This is a genomic window from Paraburkholderia sp. JHI2823 (assembly GCF_038900695.1).
Lineage (GTDB): Bacteria > Pseudomonadota > Gammaproteobacteria > Burkholderiales > Burkholderiaceae > Paraburkholderia > Paraburkholderia mimosarum.
The window spans coordinates 38,907-53,813 of sequence record NZ_JAYMRY010000004.1; the positions used below are offsets into that span (position 1 = coordinate 38,907).

Below are 14,907 nucleotides of genomic sequence, written 5' to 3' on the forward strand. Positions count from 1 at the left end.
GCGAGATCAGCTCCCCGCCGGATAATCGGTGCCAAGACTCAACTCACGCCACGCTTCGACATCGGCAAGCGCCGCGCGCAAGCGGTTACTCACCGCCTCCACGCCGAATGCGCCCAGCACGAGATGCCGGGGCGGATTCTCCACTTCGGCGATGCGTATCATCGCCTGCGCCGCGCGCACGGGGTCGCCAGGCTGATGCCCGCTGCCCTCGGCCGTGCGCTTCATGCGTGCGCCGGCCGTTTCGGCGTAGTCGTCGATGCGGCTCGCCGTCTGCACGAGCGAGCGGCCTGCCCAGTCCGTGCGAAACGGCCCCGGCTCCACACATGTCACCTTGATGCCGAGCGGCCCGGCCTCCGCCAGCAACGAATCCGAGAAGCCCTCGACGGCGTGCTTGGAAGCCGCGTAATACCCGGAACCCGGAAAGCCCGCGAGCCCCGCCACCGACGTGATGTTGATGACATGCCCCTTGCGGCGCGCACGCATGCCGGGCAGCACCGCGCGCGTAAGCGCGAAGAGGCCAAATGCATTGGCATCGAACTGTGCGCGGATCTCGCGCTCCTCGCCTTCTTCGATCGAACTCTGATAACCGTAGCCCGCGTTGTTGACGAGGACGTCGATGGCGCCGAACTGCTTTTGCGCGGCCGCGACGGCGGCATCGATCTGCGCGGCGTCGGTTACGTCGAGCGAGACACGCAGCAGGCGCTCGCCGGCCTCGGGCGCGAGATCGTCCAGCGACGCCTTGTTGCGCGCGCTGGCCACGCAACGCCAGCCGCGCGCGAGCACCGCGCGGGCGAGCTCGCGGCCAAAGCCGGTCGAACAACCGGTCACGAACCAGACCGGCGACGCATTCGGGGATTCAACGGACATGGGACAACCTCCTGAAAGAAGGGGCAGACAAGCGTGCAGAAGCCGGGCGCAATTGCAGATAATAGCGGCGGCACGCAAAGTCTGCTGACGAGCCCTTTGGGCGAATCAGTGCGCCAGCGCGGATCGCCCGACCCATGTACCATACGGCGCCTGGCGCCACGACAGACTTGCACGCGCGCCGATTCAACCGCCCTCTGCCGGAGAAGAAATCCGATGTCCACCGCCACCACGCCCGCGTTCCCGGAAACCGACATGACCGCCGCCATGCGCGCCCTCGAAGCGCGCTACGGCACGCCGTGGTCCGAGCCGCTGCCGGCATGGAACGATACGCTCGACACGCTGCTCGCGCATCGCTCGGTGCGCAGCTACGCCGACCGCGCGCTGCCCGACGGCACGCTCGAAACGCTGATCGCCGCGGCGCAGTCGGCCTCGACTTCCTCGAACCTGCAAACGTGGAGTGTGGTCGCCATCGCGAACCCCGAGCGCAAGGCGCGCCTCGCAGAGCTCGCGGGCGGCCAGTCCCACGTTCGCGCAGCGCCACTCTTTCTCGTCTGGCTCGCCGACCTCGCGCGCCTCGAAGCCGCCGGTGCGCGCAGCGGCGCAAGCGTCGAAGGCCTGCATTACATGGAAACGCTGGTCGTCGGCATGATCGACGCCGCGCTGGCCGCGCAAAACGCCGTAGTCGCGCTCGAATCGCTCGGCATGAGCGCCGTGTATATCGGCGGCATCCGCAACCAGCCCGAGCAGGTGGCCGCCGAACTCGGCCTGCCGCCGCGCGTGCTGCCCGTGTTCGGCCTGTGCGTGGGCTATCCTGACGAAACGCGTCCCGCGGATGTCAAGCCGCGTCTGCCGCAGGAAGTCGTGCTCCATCGCGAGCAATACGACGCACCCTCGCAAGTGGCGCCAATTGCGCAGTACGACGAAGTAATGGGCGGCTTCCAGACCGCCCAGGGATTGAGCGCGGCAGGCTGGACCTCGCGTTCGCTCGCACGCTGGCGCAGCCGCGAGTCGCTGCACGGCCGCGACCGCCTGCGCGACGCGCTGAACGCGCTCGGCTTCGAGCTGCGCTGAACGCCGCCGAACACCGCTTGACACCACGAGCGACGAAGTACGACGCCACTCAGGAGGAACGCAAATGAAAGTTGCCGTCATGGGCGCGGGCGCAGTGGGCTGCTTTTTCGGCGGCATGCTGGCACGCGCGGGACACGATGTGGTCTTGATCGGCCGCCCCCAGCATGTCGAGGCCATCGCGCAAGAGGGGCTGCGCATCGAAGCGCGGCAGTTCGACGAGCGCATCGGCGCGCCGCATCTCACCGCCAGCACCGAAGCCTCCGCTGTCGCCGGGGCCGAACTCGTGCTGTTCTGCGTGAAGTCGACCGATACCGAAAGCGCGGGCGCCGCGATCAAGCCGCATCTGCGCGCCGACACGCTCGTGCTCACGCTGCAGAACGGTGCGGATAACGCGGAGCGCCTGCGCACCGTCATCCCCCAAGACGTTGCGGCCGCGGTGGTGTACGTCGCCACCGAAATGGCGGGCCCCGGCCACGTGCGCCATCACGGACGCGGCGAACTCGTGATCGAGCCGTCGCGCGCGAGCGACGCCGCCGCGCGCTCACTCATCGAAGCGGGTGTGCCCACGGAAATCTCGCCCAACGTGCGCGGCGCGCTCTGGGCCAAGCTGATCGTGAACTGTGCGTACAACGCGCTCTCAGCCATCACGCAACTGCCTTACGGGCGCCTCGTTCAGGGCGTGGGCGTGAGCGAGGCGATGCATGACATCGTGGCCGAGTGCGTGGCCGTGGCCCAGGCCGACGGCGTGACGCTGCCACCGGACATCGAAGGCGCAGTCACGCGCATCGCGCAGACCATGCCGGGCCAGTACTCGTCCACGGCGCAGGATCTCGCACGCGGCAAGCGCAGCGAGATCGATCACCTCAACGGTTATGTCGTGCGCCGTGGTGTGGCGAAGGGGGTGCCCACGCCCGCGAACCGCCTGCTGCAAACGCTCGTGCACCTTATCGAGGACAAGGCGCACGCGGCGATCTAGCACCCGTGCACTGACGAGGAATCAGCGATCGAACACGAGCAGCGTGGACGTGGCGGATGCGTAGAGCTTGCCCTGCGCGTCCGTGATGCTGGCCTCCGTAAACGCGGCTCGGCGGCCGATGCTTAGCACGCGACCTTCGGCGCGCACCGGCCCCGTATCGGCCGTCATGGGCCGGTGATACGCGACCTTCAGTTCCAGCGTGGTGTAGGCCTGATTCGGCCCGAGACGCGAGTGTGCGGCGCACCCGCAAGCGGAATCGAGCAGCGTGGCGGCATAGCCGCCGTGCACGGTGCCGATCGGGTTGTAGACGTGAAACCCGGGCGTGCTGGCGAACACGGCCCGGCCCTCTTCGACCTCGACCAGTTCGAATCCGAGCGTTGCGCCAATGGAGGGGCCACGGCCCCCTCGCAGCATGTGCTGCAACTGTTCGAGGCCGGTGAGGCCGGCGGGCATTTCAGCAATGAGGTTCATCGAGGCAGTCTCCGTTCTGACGTCGCGCGTCTGGTCGCGCCTGTGGATACGCCACATCGTAGCGCTTTTAGAACGGTCGTGCTTAAATTATCGCAGCCCTCGATTCAGTCCTCGATTCATTACAACGAGGCGGGGCACCGGACGTTTCAATACGTCTCCAGATGCAGCCGCCCTTCGCGCTTGAGGCGCTCCCACAACGCCTCCCACCCCATCCCGTGGTTCTCCGCGATCTCCTGAAGCGTCTGCAGCACGCCATCCTCCATGCCTTTCAAGCCGCAGACGTAGATATGCGTGTTGCCGTCCTTGAGCAGTTGCGCGACGTCCACGGCGCGCTCGCGCATGGCGTCCTGCACATAGCGCTTTGGCTGGCCAGGCGTGCGCGAGAAGGCCAGATTCGTATCGATGAAGTCCTTCGGCAGATTCATCAGCGGTCCGAAATAAGGCAATTCCTCCTGCGTGCGCGCACCGAAAAACAGCATAAGCTTGCCCGTCGCGCCTTTGAGCCTGCGGCGGCGCCGATATTCGGTCATCGCCCGCATGGGCGCGGAACCCGTGCCGGTGCAGATCATCAGCAGATGCGAGTTCGGATGGTTCGGCATGAGGAAGGTATTGCCGAAGGGGCCGATCACCGTCACCACGTCGCCCTTTTTCAGGTCGCAGAGGTAGTTCGAGCACACGCCGGCCGTCGCGTTGCCGCTGTGATCGCGCGTCACACGCTTCACCGTGAGCGAGACGTTGTTGTAGCCGGGACGCTCGCCGTCGCGCGGGCTCGCGACCGAATACTGCCGCGCGTGGTGCGTGCGCCCCTGGGCGGTCGCGCCGGGCGGCAGGATGCCGATGGACTGACCTTCCAGCACAGGAAACGGCATCGCGCCGAAGTCGAGCACGATGTGATGGATGTCGCTCTGCGTGGCGTCGTTGGTCAGGCGGTAGTTGCCGACCACGGTCGCCGTAGTGGGTGCCTTGTGCGTGTAGAGCTGAACGTATGGCCGCGCCGCCGACCACGGCGGCACGGTCGAGCCGCGCACCATGTCGGAGCCCGCGATCGGTACGTCGGCAGCATTCGGCGCGGCTGGCGCGGCAGACGTTGCGCCGCTTGCCGCCAGGGTTTCCATCGGCGCACCCACCGAGGGATTCTGAGCTGGCAGTTCATCCCACGTGAACTGTTCGTCGATTCCGTACGCCTCGCCCTTGAGCACGTTGCGCCAGTTGTCGATCGCGCCGGTCGGGCATGGCGGCACGCAAGCCATGCAGGCGTTGCAGACATCGGCCTTCACCACATAGTTGGTGCCGTCGTGCGTGATCGCGTCGATGGGACACGTTTCCTCGCAGGTATTGCAGCGTATGCAGATTTCAGGATCGATCAGGTGTTGCCTGAGAATTTCCATGGGGACCGGACCGTTCAAAAGTGTCTCCCGCTGCGGCGCGCGATCCGGATGCCGATCGCCTCGCAGTCGCCTTCAGTTGAAGCGCACGTATTCGAAATCGATCGGCTGCCGGTTGATGCCCATGGCCGGCGGCGCGATCCAGTTGGCGAATTTGCCCGGCTCGACCACGCGGCCCATGAGCGAAGCCACGTAGGCGCGGTCTTCCGCAGTGGGCAGCCAGTTCGCTTCATTCGCAGCCCACTCGGCCTCGCCGATCACGCGACCGTCAGGGGAAACGCGCACGCCCGCGAAGGTGCCGATCTGGCGGTTGAACGCCTTGTGCGGGACGGTGAGCCGATAATCGATGCCGGCCTTTTCCAGCACCTTGTTCCAGCGGTTCACGCCCGCAATCGAGTCCTTGATGTAGTCGTCGCGCAGCACCTCGTTCATCGCGTTGAGCATCGGCACCTCGCGCTCGACCAGTTTGCCATCCTGCACGTCGAGCAAGCGGTATTGCTGGCCTTCGAGCTGGTGATCGTCGTCGCGTTTCGTCTCTTCATAGCGGCCCTTCAGGCCCGAGCTGTAGAAGGTCGCGGCATTCGACGACTGATCGGCGCCGAACAGGTCGATCGTCACCGAGTAGTGGAAATTCAGGTAACGCTGGATCGTTCCGAGGTCGATCACGCCCGCAGCGCGCAAGCGGTTCACGTCATCGGTCTTCAGCTCGTTCATGACCTGCGCGGTGCGCTGCACGACCCGCGAGATGCCCGATTCGCCGACGAACATATGATGCGCTTCCTCGGTCAGCATGAACCTGGTCGTGCGCGCGAGCGGGTCGAAGCCCGATTCGGAAAGCGCCGAGAGCTGGAACTTGCCGTCGCGATCGGTGAAGTACGTGAACATGTAAAACGCCAGCCAGTCGGGCGTTTTCTCGTTGAACGCGCCGAGAATGCGAGGATTGTCGTCGTCGCCGGAGCGCCGCTCGAGCAATGCTTCGGCTTCCTCACGACCGTCGCGGCCGAAGTAGCGGTGCAGCAGATACACCATCGCCCACAGGTGCCGGCCCTCTTCCACGTTCACCTGGAACAGGTTGCGCAGGTCGTAGAGGGAGGGCGCGGTGAGGCCGAGATGACGCTGCTGCTCGACCGAAGCGGGCTCCGTGTCGCCCTGCGTGACGATGATGCGGCGCAGGTTCGCGCGATGCTCGCCGGGCACGTCCTGCCATGCGGCTTCGCCCTTGTGCGCGCCGAAGTGGATCTTGCGGTCGGCTTCGCCCGGCGTGAGGAAGATGCCCCACCGATAGTCGGGCATCTTCACGTGATCGAAATGCGCCCAGCCGCCCGCGTCCACGCTCACCGCCGTGCGCAGGTAGACGTCATAGCCGTGCGACCCGTCCGGACCCATGTCGCCCCACCATGAAAGGAAGTTGGGCTGCCACTGTTCGAGCGCGCGCTGCAGCGCGCGGTCGTCGGCCAGGTTGACGTTGTTCGGGATTTTTTCGCTGTAGTTGATCGTGGACATTTCGGTTCCTTGCGGCGTGTTCGGCCGATGCGGCGGCGAATGCGGATATCAGACGCGGGCGACGTCGAACTGCGCCTTGCTGCCCTTGCCATATACCTTGAGCGCGCCCTTCTCGCCCACGGCGTTGGGCCGGTTGAAAATCCAGTTCTGCCACGCGGAAAGGCGCCCGAAGATGCGCGTCTCCATCGTTTCCGGCCCGTTGAAACGCAGATTGGCTTCGAGGCCCGTGAGGGCATCGGGCGACATTGCGGCACGCTCTTCCAGCGCGAGGCGAATCTCGTCGGGCCAGTCGATGTCGTCTGGCGAGGCCGTCACGAGCCCGATCCGCTCGGCCTCGACCGGCTTGACCGCTTCGCCGATCTTCTCGCGCACTGCCTCGATCGATTCGGCCTCCTCATAGAATCGCCGCGCGAGACGCGATTGATGCGTGACCATCGGATAGAGACCGAAATTCGCTTCGGATAGCGTAATAGACGGCTCCTCCTCTTCGTTCGCGGGCAGCGCGGCCATGTACGAGCGATCGGCGGCAAACGCGAGTTCGGCGAACGTCCCGGCGAAGCACGAGCCGGGCTCGATCAGCGCGAACAACGAGCGCGACGAGACATCGACGCGCGCCAGCGTGCGGCGCAGCATGCCGATGGTTTCGCGCACGAACCAGTGATCGCGGTGCGCGAGGAGCGCGGCGTCGGCGGCCAGTACGTTGCGCGCGTCGCCTTCGGTTTTGAGAATCCACGTGCCGATGTCCAGTTCGTTGGTGCGCATGGAAAGGATCGCGTCGTCCAGCTCGCGCGCGAACTGCAGCGGCCACCAGGATGCGCCGGCGGCAACGATTGCTTCGATATCCGAAACAGGCGCGGTAGCGGGCGCTTTCGCCGTAAACGTCGCAGTGCGTTTCGCGCGGTCGATCGTCACGTCGACGCACGCGTAGCTCAAGCCGTTGACGTGCTCCACGCGCTCGATGGGCGTGAGTGCAATGCCCTTCGCGCCGACCGGACGATCACTCGCCGCGGCCAGTTCGAGCGCACGCGCCTGCACCGCCTGGCCGAACTGGTTCGGCTTCACCACGTCGTCCACGAGGCGCCAGGCCTTCGCACGCTCGCCGCGAATGCCTTCCACCACGGTGCAGAAGATATCGGCGCGATCGTGACGCACCTTGCGCTTGTCGGTGAGGCGCGTGAGGCCGCCCGTGCCGGGCAGGACGCCGAGCAGCGGCACCTCCGGCAGCGCGACCGACGACGAGCGGTCGTCCACGAGCATGATCTCGTCGCAGGCCAGCGCCAGTTCATAGCCGCCGCCGGCACAGGAACCGTTCACGGCGGCAATGAACTTCAGGCCCGAGTGGCGCGACGAGTCTTCCATGCCGTTGCGCGTTTCGTTGGTGAACTTGCAGAAGTTGACCTTCCACGCATGGGTGGAGAGGCCGAGCATGAAGATATTGGCACCCGAGCAGAACACGCGGTCCTTCAGGCTGGTCAGCACGACGGTGCGGACCTCCGGATGTTCGAAGCGGATGCGCTGGAGTGCATCGTGCAGTTCGATGTCGACGCCGAGGTCGTATGAGTTCAGCTTCAGCTTGTAGCCGTCGCGTATGCCCCCGTCCTCGGCGATATCGATGCCGAGCGTCGCGATCGCGCCGTCGAACGTGAGCTTCCAGTGCCGGTATTGCGAGGGATCGGTGCGGTAATCGACCCGCTGGGGGGCGACGGCGACTTCGGCTGACATGAGCGTCTCCTTTCTGCACTTCGTTTCAATGAACGATAGTGCAATCGAAAACTCACGTAAAGCACTTTAATGCACTTTAATGCAGACAGCGGGAAAACCCCGGGGCGTCCCGCCCGCTCAGTCGATGCCCGGTGCCTCGGCCCCGAGCCGGGCAGCCAGACGGTCGCGCAGCTGCAGATAGGCGTCGGCGAGCGTCTTCTCGCTGGTATCGAACGTCATGTCGGCGCGGCCATAGAGTTCGCTGCGGCCGGCCAGGATGCGCTTGAGGTCATCCATCGCCTCCGAATTGCCCGACATGGGCCGCAGGTCGCCCTGTGCCACCACGCGCCGCATATGCTCTTCCGGCGTCGCCTGGAGCCACACGGTGAAGCAGTGCGCGAGCAGCACGTTGAAGGTGGCCGGCTCGGAAACGAGGCCGCCCGGCGAGGCGATGACCGCGCGCGGATGCTCCGCGACCACGGCCTCCAGCGCGCGGTGCTCGTAGCGGCGATATGCGCTCGCGCCGTACAGCGAATGGATCTCGGAAGGCGGGCAGCCCGCCAGCTGCTCGATCACCCTCGTCAGCTCGACGAACGGCACCTTCAGCTCCTGCGCGAGCATGCGCCCGAGCGTGGACTTGCCCGCGCCGCGCAGGCCGACGAGTGCGATCCGCTCGCTGCGGTGCGGGTCGGCACTCGCTTGCGAAAACATCCCGGCAAGGGCAATGCGCGCACGCCGCAAGGCGGCCGGGTCGCGCCCCTGGAGCAGCTCGCGGATCAGCAGCCACTCGGCAGACGAGGTCGTGACATCGCCGATCACCTCGGCGAGCGGGCAGTTCAGCGTGCTCGCGATCTGCCGCAACACCAGCACGGACGCATTCCCCAGACCCGATTCCAGATTCGCCAGATGGCGCTCCGAAAGCCCCGTCTCCGCCGCCAGGGTCTTGCGCGTCATGCCGCGCCGGGCGCGGAGCATCCGGACCCGCTCGCCCATGGCGGTCAGGAACGGATCGCGTTCGGTGCGCTCGCCGCGCGCGGTGTCGTCCGCGGCGCCGGGAGCGCTCGCCGGATGCTCGGCAAGGTAAGTTTGCTTCATCTTAAGGAATCTCTGTAGCCGTGTTTATGTACTATAGTGCTTGACATGCATTTTACTAATGCGCTAATTTTCCGCCAAAAGGTGGATCGACGACAATTCCGGTCGACAGGGCTCACACGCGATGGGTAGCGCTGCCGATAGAGGAGACATGCATGTCACCGCAAGACTTCGAGCGCCTCGTCGCAGGCGTCACCGCGCAGATCAGCACCCGTCCGCTCGATGATGCAATGGACGCATGGCTCAACGCCACCTGGCCAGAAGGCAGCCCGACGTTCGACGCACTTGCGGGGGCCTGCCGCACCGGCGTGGCCGAGGGCTGGCTGTGCAACCGCGAGGCGGGCGGTCTGCGCTACGGACGCATCTTCAAGGCGCTGCCGGCCACGCACGGCTTCTCCGTCGACGTCGTGAGCATGAAAGATATTGCGGGTCCGCATCACATGCATCCGAACGGCGAGATCGACCTCATCATGCCGCTCACCGAAGGCGCGACCTTCGACGGCCGACCGGCAGGATGGTGCGTTTACGGCCCGGGCAGCGCACACCGGCCCACCGTCGCCAACGGTTCGGCGCTGGTGCTCTATCTCTTGCCGCAAGGTGCAATCGAGTTCACGCCTGGGTCGTAACGCTTCCCGCGTCGGTCGCGGCGCACCTTCCAGCCGTCACGCAAACCGTTTCGACTTCCAGCCGATCGAGCCAGACAGAGCGGAGACCACACCGTGCCAATCCAAGCAGTGTCGCCTGACCACGCCGCGGCCATGCCGCCGCCCACGCAATTCAATTTCGCCGCGCATCTGTTCTCGCTCAATGCCGCCCGGGCCGCCAAGCCCGCCTATATCGACGACACGCTCACGCTGAACTACGGCGGGCTCGAAACGCAGGCTCGCCGCTTCGCGACCGCCATGCGCTCGCTCGGGGTCCGCATGGAGGAGCGCATCATTCTGCTCGTGATGCTCGACACCGTCGAGCTGCCCGTCGCGTTTCTCGGCGCCCTGTATGCCGGGATCGTGCCGGTGGTCGTCAATACGCTGCTCACGTCGGCCGACTATGTCTACATGCTCACGCACAGCCGCGCGCGGGTGGTGATTGCGTCGGGCGCGGTGCAGTCCGTCGTGCGTCGAGCGCTGACGGATGCACAATGTGAGGATTGCCATCTAATCGTCTCTCAGCCGCTGGCGAACACCGGCATCGAAACCGGCGCGACCGAACGTCAGCAGGAACCGCAATACGTTCTCGCCGATCTGATCGCGCGCGCCCAGCCCACCGCGCGAGCCGCGCAAACGGGCTGCGACGACATCGCGTTCTGGCTCTACTCCTCCGGTTCGACGGGCAAACCGAAGGGTACGGTGCATACCCACGCCAATCTCTACTGGACCGTCGAAACTTATGCAAAGCCCATCCTCGGCATACGCGAAAGCGACATCGTGTTCTCCGCCGCCAAGCTGTTCTTTGCCTACGGGCTCGGCAACGGCCTCTCGTTTCCGCTCTCGGTAGGCGCGACGACGGTCCTGATGGCAGAGCGCCCCACCGCCAACGCCGTATTCGCGCGTCTCGTGAAGCATCGGCCTACGGTGTTCTATGGCGTGCCTACGCTCTATGCGAGCATGATGGCGTCGCCTGACCGGCCCGCACGCGCCGAGGTCGCATTGCGCGTCTGCACCTCAGCGGGCGAAGCGTTGCCGCGCGAACTGGGCGAGCGCTTCAGGGACCACTTCGGCAGCGACATTCTCGACGGCCTCGGCTCGACGGAAATGCTCCACATCTTCCTCTCCAACCGCCCAGGCCTGGTCGAATACGGCACCACGGGCCGCCCCGTACCCGGCTACGAAATCGAGCTGCGCGACGAGTCCGGCCGTCTCGTGGCCGATGGAGAAATCGGCGACCTCTTCATCCGCGGGCCGAGCGCGGCCGTGATGTACTGGTGCAATCGCGAGAAGTCGCGCGCGACCTTCCTCGGCGACTGGGTGAAAAGCGGCGACAAGTACCGGCGGCTGCCGGGCGGCGCTTATGTCTATGCAGGCCGCAGCGACGACATGCTCAAGGTAAGCGGGCAGTATGTGTCGCCCATCGAAGTGGAAATGGTGCTCATGGAGCATGACGCGGTGCTCGAAGCCGCTGTGATCGGCGTCGATCAGGGCGGGCTCGTGAAGACCTGCGCGTTCGTCGTGCTCAAGGACCCGGCTTTGAATACCTTGCAAGAAACCCTGGTCGAGGAGTTGAAGGCGTTCGTGAAGACGCGGCTAGCGCCGCACAAGTATCCGCGCGACATTTTGTTCGTCGATGACCTGCCGAAGACCGCGACGGGTAAAATCCAGCGCTTCCGCCTGCGTCAGCAGTTTCAGTCGTAATAGCCACCCCGTCACCATGCGCCATAGCGAATTCGCCGACCTGCCCGCCACTGCCACGCGCGATGCGTTGCGCATCGAATACCGCTGGGTCGGCGCCGCAGCCGCAGACGCGCCGCTCGCAGTGTTCCTGCACGAGGGCCTCGGCTCGATCGCGATGTGGAAGGACTGGCCGGGCGCGCTGTGCAAGCGCCTCGGCATGCGCGGGCTCGTCTATTCGCGTCCCGGCTATGGGCGTTCCACACCACGTGCGCACGACGTGAAATGGCCCGTCGATTTCATGGCGCGCCAGGCTCGCGACGTCTTGCCCGCGCTCCTCGATGCACTCGGTACGAGCCCCGCCGAACGCGCGCGCATGTGGCTGATCGGACATAGCGACGGCGCCTCCATCGCCCTGCTCTATGCCGCCGCTTTTCCCGACGCGCTCGCGGGCGCCGTCGCCATTGCGCCGCACGTGTTCGTCGAGGATATCTCGGTCGAAAGCATCGCCGAAACGAAGGTTGCGTACGCAACGACCAGCCTGCGCGAGAAGCTCGCACGTTATCACGACGATGTCGATTCCGCGTTCTACGGCTGGAACGACATCTGGCTCGATCCGGACTTCCGGTCCTGGAATATCGTCGCCGATCTGGCATCGATCCGCGCCCCGTTGCTCGCCGTGCAAGCCACGGACGATCACTACGGCACCATGGCGCAGGTGGAGGCAATCGGCGCCGCCGTGCCGCACGCGCGTGTCCACGCGCTCGCGCAAGGCGGCCACTCTCCGCATCGCGACGCGCCCGGGCCACTCGACGACCTCATCGAACGGTTCATTTCCGCCCAACGCAAGCCTGCGGCCTGAAAGGGGGCGTACCGCCGCACCGCACGCTCCCTTTGCAGGCGCGCCGTTCATGCATCATGCATAACGCAAGCTCGGTCGTGAATCGTCGAAGGCCATCCATGGGCCAAACCAGCCGCATCGCCGCAATCCTTTGGTGATATTGTCTTTCTTTGCCGGCTGCAGACGGGGTCGGACCACACGAGACTGCCGGCAAGGAAACCAAACGGCGCAGGGGACCCAGGGCGAGACAATGGCCAGTCCGGCCGGACCGCGCGCGCCGACCAGAACGATGAGCGATTCCATTCTGATGAACGTTTCGAGAACTTCGGCGCGGCTGAGGAGAGCCTGGGCTTCGATGCGTCCGCGCCTGGTACGCGCGTTCGCGCCCGCGCTACGCAATCTGCAGTACGTGAAGCGCCGCATGCGACCGCTCGCGGTCGTGGCGAGCGTGGGCTTCCCGCTCTACTACTACGTCTGGAAAGACCTGTTTCCGCAGCCTTATGAGAATCTCGCGCTGCGCCTGATCGGCTCCCTTCTTTTCCTGCCGATTCTCGCCTTCGAGCATTGGCCCGCCGCGTTGAAAAAATGGCTGCCATGGTACTGGTATTCCGCCACGCTGTATGCGCTGCCGTTCTTCTTCACGTTCATGCTACTAAAGAACAATGGCAACGAAGTCTGGGTGGAAAGCGCTTTAATCGCCGCGTTCGTGATGGTGCTGCTGCTCGACTGGCTCATGCTCGTGCTGCAATTTCTCGTGGGCATCAGCCTCGCGGTGATCGCGTACTGTCTCACCACCTACCCCATCGTGCTCGGTCCGAGCTACCTCACGCATCTGGCGATCTTCTCGTTTGCCGTAGCGATCGGCGCGCTGGCCAACTACGACCAGGATCGCATCCAGATCGAGCAGGAGCGCGCCATGCTCGCCACGGCGGGCAGCGTGGCGCATGAATTACGCACGCCGCTCGTGGCGATACGCGTAGGCGCCGCGGGCCTCATGCGCTATCTGCCCGCGCTGCTCGAAACCTATCAACTCGCCCAGCGCAACCGTTTGCCCGTACCGAAAATACGCGTGGCGCATCTGCATTCCATGCAAGGCGTGGTCGGCCGCATCGAGCAGGAAGCGCTGCATTCGAACGCCATCATCGACATGCTGCTCGCCACGGCGCGCTTCACGGGCGGCAACATGCAAAATGCAAAGACGTGCTCGATCGTGCATTGCGTCGAAACGGCACTTGCACGTTTTCCGTTTCGCGAAGGCGATCGCCGCAGGGTAATCTGCAACCTGCGCCCCGATTTTGAGTTTCACGGATCCGAGATGCTGACCGTTCATGTGCTCTTCAATCTGCTGAAAAATGCGTTCCGGCATATGGGCAGCATCGACGATGCGCAGATTTCGATTCGTCTTGAATCAGGACAACGGTCCAATCGACTGATTTTCAGCGATACGGGCACCGGTATTTCTCCCGAGGTATTGCCGCACATCTTCACGCGCTTCTATACTTCGACAACCGCCACCGATGACGTGTCGCTCGGAGCAGGAATCGGGCTGGCATTCTGCCGCGATGTTATGCAAGCGATGGGAGGGGCAATCACCTGCTCCTCCGTAAAAGGCGAATACACCGAGTTCGTTTTGACATTCCCAGCGCCATGACGAAAGCCATCCAGCCGTTCTCCTATCCGACCACCGTCGCGTTCGTCGACGACAGTGCCGCGTTCCTCTCGAACCTGAGCCTGCAACTCGACCCCGACCTGGCCTTCCGCCTGTTCAGCTCCCCCACCGAGGCGCTCAAGTTTCTCAATGAACGTGCCGGGTCGGGCTGGGCCGCGGAGCCCATCTTCAGCCCCTATCTCGACCGCACGGAAGAAAACGATGCGCATCAGGTCATTGCCATGCGTGTCGACGCGATACGTAGCCTCGTGCACAACGCTTCCCGCTTCGAGTCGGTTTCGGTCGTGGTGGTCGATTACGACATGCCGGAAATCAACGGCATGGAGTTTTGCCGCCACATCACCGACCCGTCTATCAAGAAGATCGTGCTGACCGGCAAAGCCGACGAGCATGTGGCCGTGAAGAGCTTCAACGAGGGTTTGATCGACCGTTTCATCCGCAAGCATGAAGTCGATGCCGTGGAAACGTTGAATCAGGCAATCGGCGATATGCAGCGCGCCTGGTTCGACCGCTGCTGCAGCACGGTGCTCGATGCGCTCGCGGTATCGGAATATGCCTTTCTCAAGGATCACGCGCTCGCTGCCCACGTAAGAGGCATTGCCGATTCATTGGGCATTGTCGAGCACTATCTCTCGTATCAACCGCACGGACTGCTGATGTTCGACGGCGTCGGCACCGCGTATCTGCTCGTCATCCACACGGACGAATCGCTGCGTGGCGTGCGTGAAATCGCCGTCGAACAGGGTGCGCCCCTGAGTTTCCTGGCGGAGCTGGACAGCCGTCGCAGCCTGCCCTATTTCTGGCGCACGGAAGGCTACTACCCGGCACAGTGCGTAGAATGGCAGCCGTATATGCATCCGGCATCCGAATTTCACGGCGACCGCCGGTACCTGTACGCGATCGTGAAAAAGCCGGCGGGGCTCGCGCTCGATAACGTCGTGCCCTACGACCGGCATCTCGATCAACTGGACCGCGAAATCCAGGCGGCGTGGGACTCGCCCTGATTG

Annotated in this window: 13 protein-coding genes; 7 read left to right on the forward strand and 6 right to left on the reverse strand. The window is 64.7% G+C overall.

The window, feature by feature from the left end; all coding sequences use genetic code 11:
- Positions 1-6: 6 nt before the first annotated feature.
- The gene (locus VSR34_RS06415) at positions 7-867 is read right to left on the reverse strand and encodes an oxidoreductase (RefSeq protein ID WP_342962140.1); all 861 of its coding nucleotides are present in this window, start codon (positions 865-867) and stop codon (positions 7-9) included.
- A 213-nt stretch (positions 868-1,080) separates the two neighbouring features.
- Between VSR34_RS06415 and VSR34_RS06420 the strand changes: the two genes are divergently transcribed.
- The gene (locus tag VSR34_RS06420) at positions 1,081-1,938 is read left to right on the forward strand and encodes an NADPH-dependent oxidoreductase (protein WP_342962141.1); all 858 of its coding nucleotides are present in this window, start codon (positions 1,081-1,083) and stop codon (positions 1,936-1,938) included.
- Positions 1,939-2,002: 64 nt separating this feature from the next.
- Entirely contained in the window at positions 2,003-2,914 is a 912-nt protein-coding gene (locus VSR34_RS06425) for a 2-dehydropantoate 2-reductase (RefSeq protein ID WP_028210739.1), read from the forward strand.
- A 21-nt stretch (positions 2,915-2,935) separates the two neighbouring features.
- Here the strand turns inward: VSR34_RS06425 and VSR34_RS06430 are convergent, their stop codons facing one another.
- The 5 genes from VSR34_RS06430 to VSR34_RS06450 all read right to left on the reverse strand — a co-directional run bounded on the left by VSR34_RS06430 (position 2,936) and on the right by VSR34_RS06450 (position 9,069).
- Positions 2,936-3,385: a PaaI family thioesterase gene (locus VSR34_RS06430; RefSeq protein WP_028210738.1), complete on the reverse strand. Its 450-nt coding sequence runs from the start codon at positions 3,383-3,385 to the stop codon at positions 2,936-2,938.
- Between the two features lie 146 nt (positions 3,386-3,531).
- The gene (boxA, locus tag VSR34_RS06435; protein ID WP_028210737.1) at positions 3,532-4,791 is read right to left on the reverse strand and encodes a benzoyl-CoA 2,3-epoxidase subunit BoxA; all 1,260 of its coding nucleotides are present in this window, start codon (positions 4,789-4,791) and stop codon (positions 3,532-3,534) included.
- A gap of 54 nt (positions 4,792-4,845) precedes the next feature.
- Positions 4,846-6,273 carry a benzoyl-CoA 2,3-epoxidase subunit BoxB gene (boxB, locus tag VSR34_RS06440; protein WP_028210736.1) on the reverse strand — a complete coding sequence of 476 codons (1,428 nt, stop codon included), beginning with the start codon at positions 6,271-6,273 and terminating at the stop codon, positions 4,846-4,848.
- Positions 6,274-6,321: 48 nt separating this feature from the next.
- Positions 6,322-7,995 carry a 2,3-epoxybenzoyl-CoA dihydrolase gene (gene boxC, locus VSR34_RS06445; RefSeq protein ID WP_342962142.1) on the reverse strand — a complete coding sequence of 558 codons (1,674 nt, stop codon included), beginning with the start codon at positions 7,993-7,995 and terminating at the stop codon, positions 6,322-6,324.
- 117 nt (positions 7,996-8,112) lie between these two features.
- The gene (locus tag VSR34_RS06450; RefSeq protein WP_342962143.1) at positions 8,113-9,069 is read right to left on the reverse strand and encodes a helix-turn-helix transcriptional regulator; all 957 of its coding nucleotides are present in this window, start codon (positions 9,067-9,069) and stop codon (positions 8,113-8,115) included.
- Positions 9,070-9,221: 152 nt separating this feature from the next.
- Between VSR34_RS06450 and VSR34_RS06455 the strand changes: the two genes are divergently transcribed.
- The 5 genes from VSR34_RS06455 to VSR34_RS06475 all read left to right on the forward strand — a co-directional run bounded on the left by VSR34_RS06455 (position 9,222) and on the right by VSR34_RS06475 (position 14,904).
- A complete protein-coding gene (locus VSR34_RS06455; protein WP_028230315.1) occupies positions 9,222-9,692 on the forward strand; it encodes a DUF4863 family protein in 471 nt (156 codons plus the stop codon).
- A 132-nt stretch (positions 9,693-9,824) separates the two neighbouring features.
- Positions 9,825-11,414, forward strand: a complete 1,590-nt coding sequence (locus VSR34_RS06460) for a benzoate-CoA ligase family protein (protein WP_342962251.1) — start codon at positions 9,825-9,827, stop codon at positions 11,412-11,414.
- A gap of 16 nt (positions 11,415-11,430) precedes the next feature.
- Positions 11,431-12,252, forward strand: coding sequence for an alpha/beta fold hydrolase (locus VSR34_RS06465; protein ID WP_028210731.1), 822 nt, complete (start codon positions 11,431-11,433; stop codon positions 12,250-12,252).
- A gap of 268 nt (positions 12,253-12,520) precedes the next feature.
- Positions 12,521-13,882 (forward strand): HAMP domain-containing sensor histidine kinase, encoded by a 1,362-nt coding sequence (locus tag VSR34_RS06470; protein ID WP_342962144.1) that lies wholly within the window; start codon positions 12,521-12,523, stop codon positions 13,880-13,882.
- Positions 13,879-14,904 carry a response regulator gene (locus VSR34_RS06475; RefSeq protein ID WP_342962145.1) on the forward strand — a complete coding sequence of 342 codons (1,026 nt, stop codon included), beginning with the start codon at positions 13,879-13,881 and terminating at the stop codon, positions 14,902-14,904. Before VSR34_RS06470 ends, VSR34_RS06475 begins: the two co-directional genes overlap by 4 nt.
- The last annotated feature ends 3 nt before the right edge of the window (positions 14,905-14,907 follow it).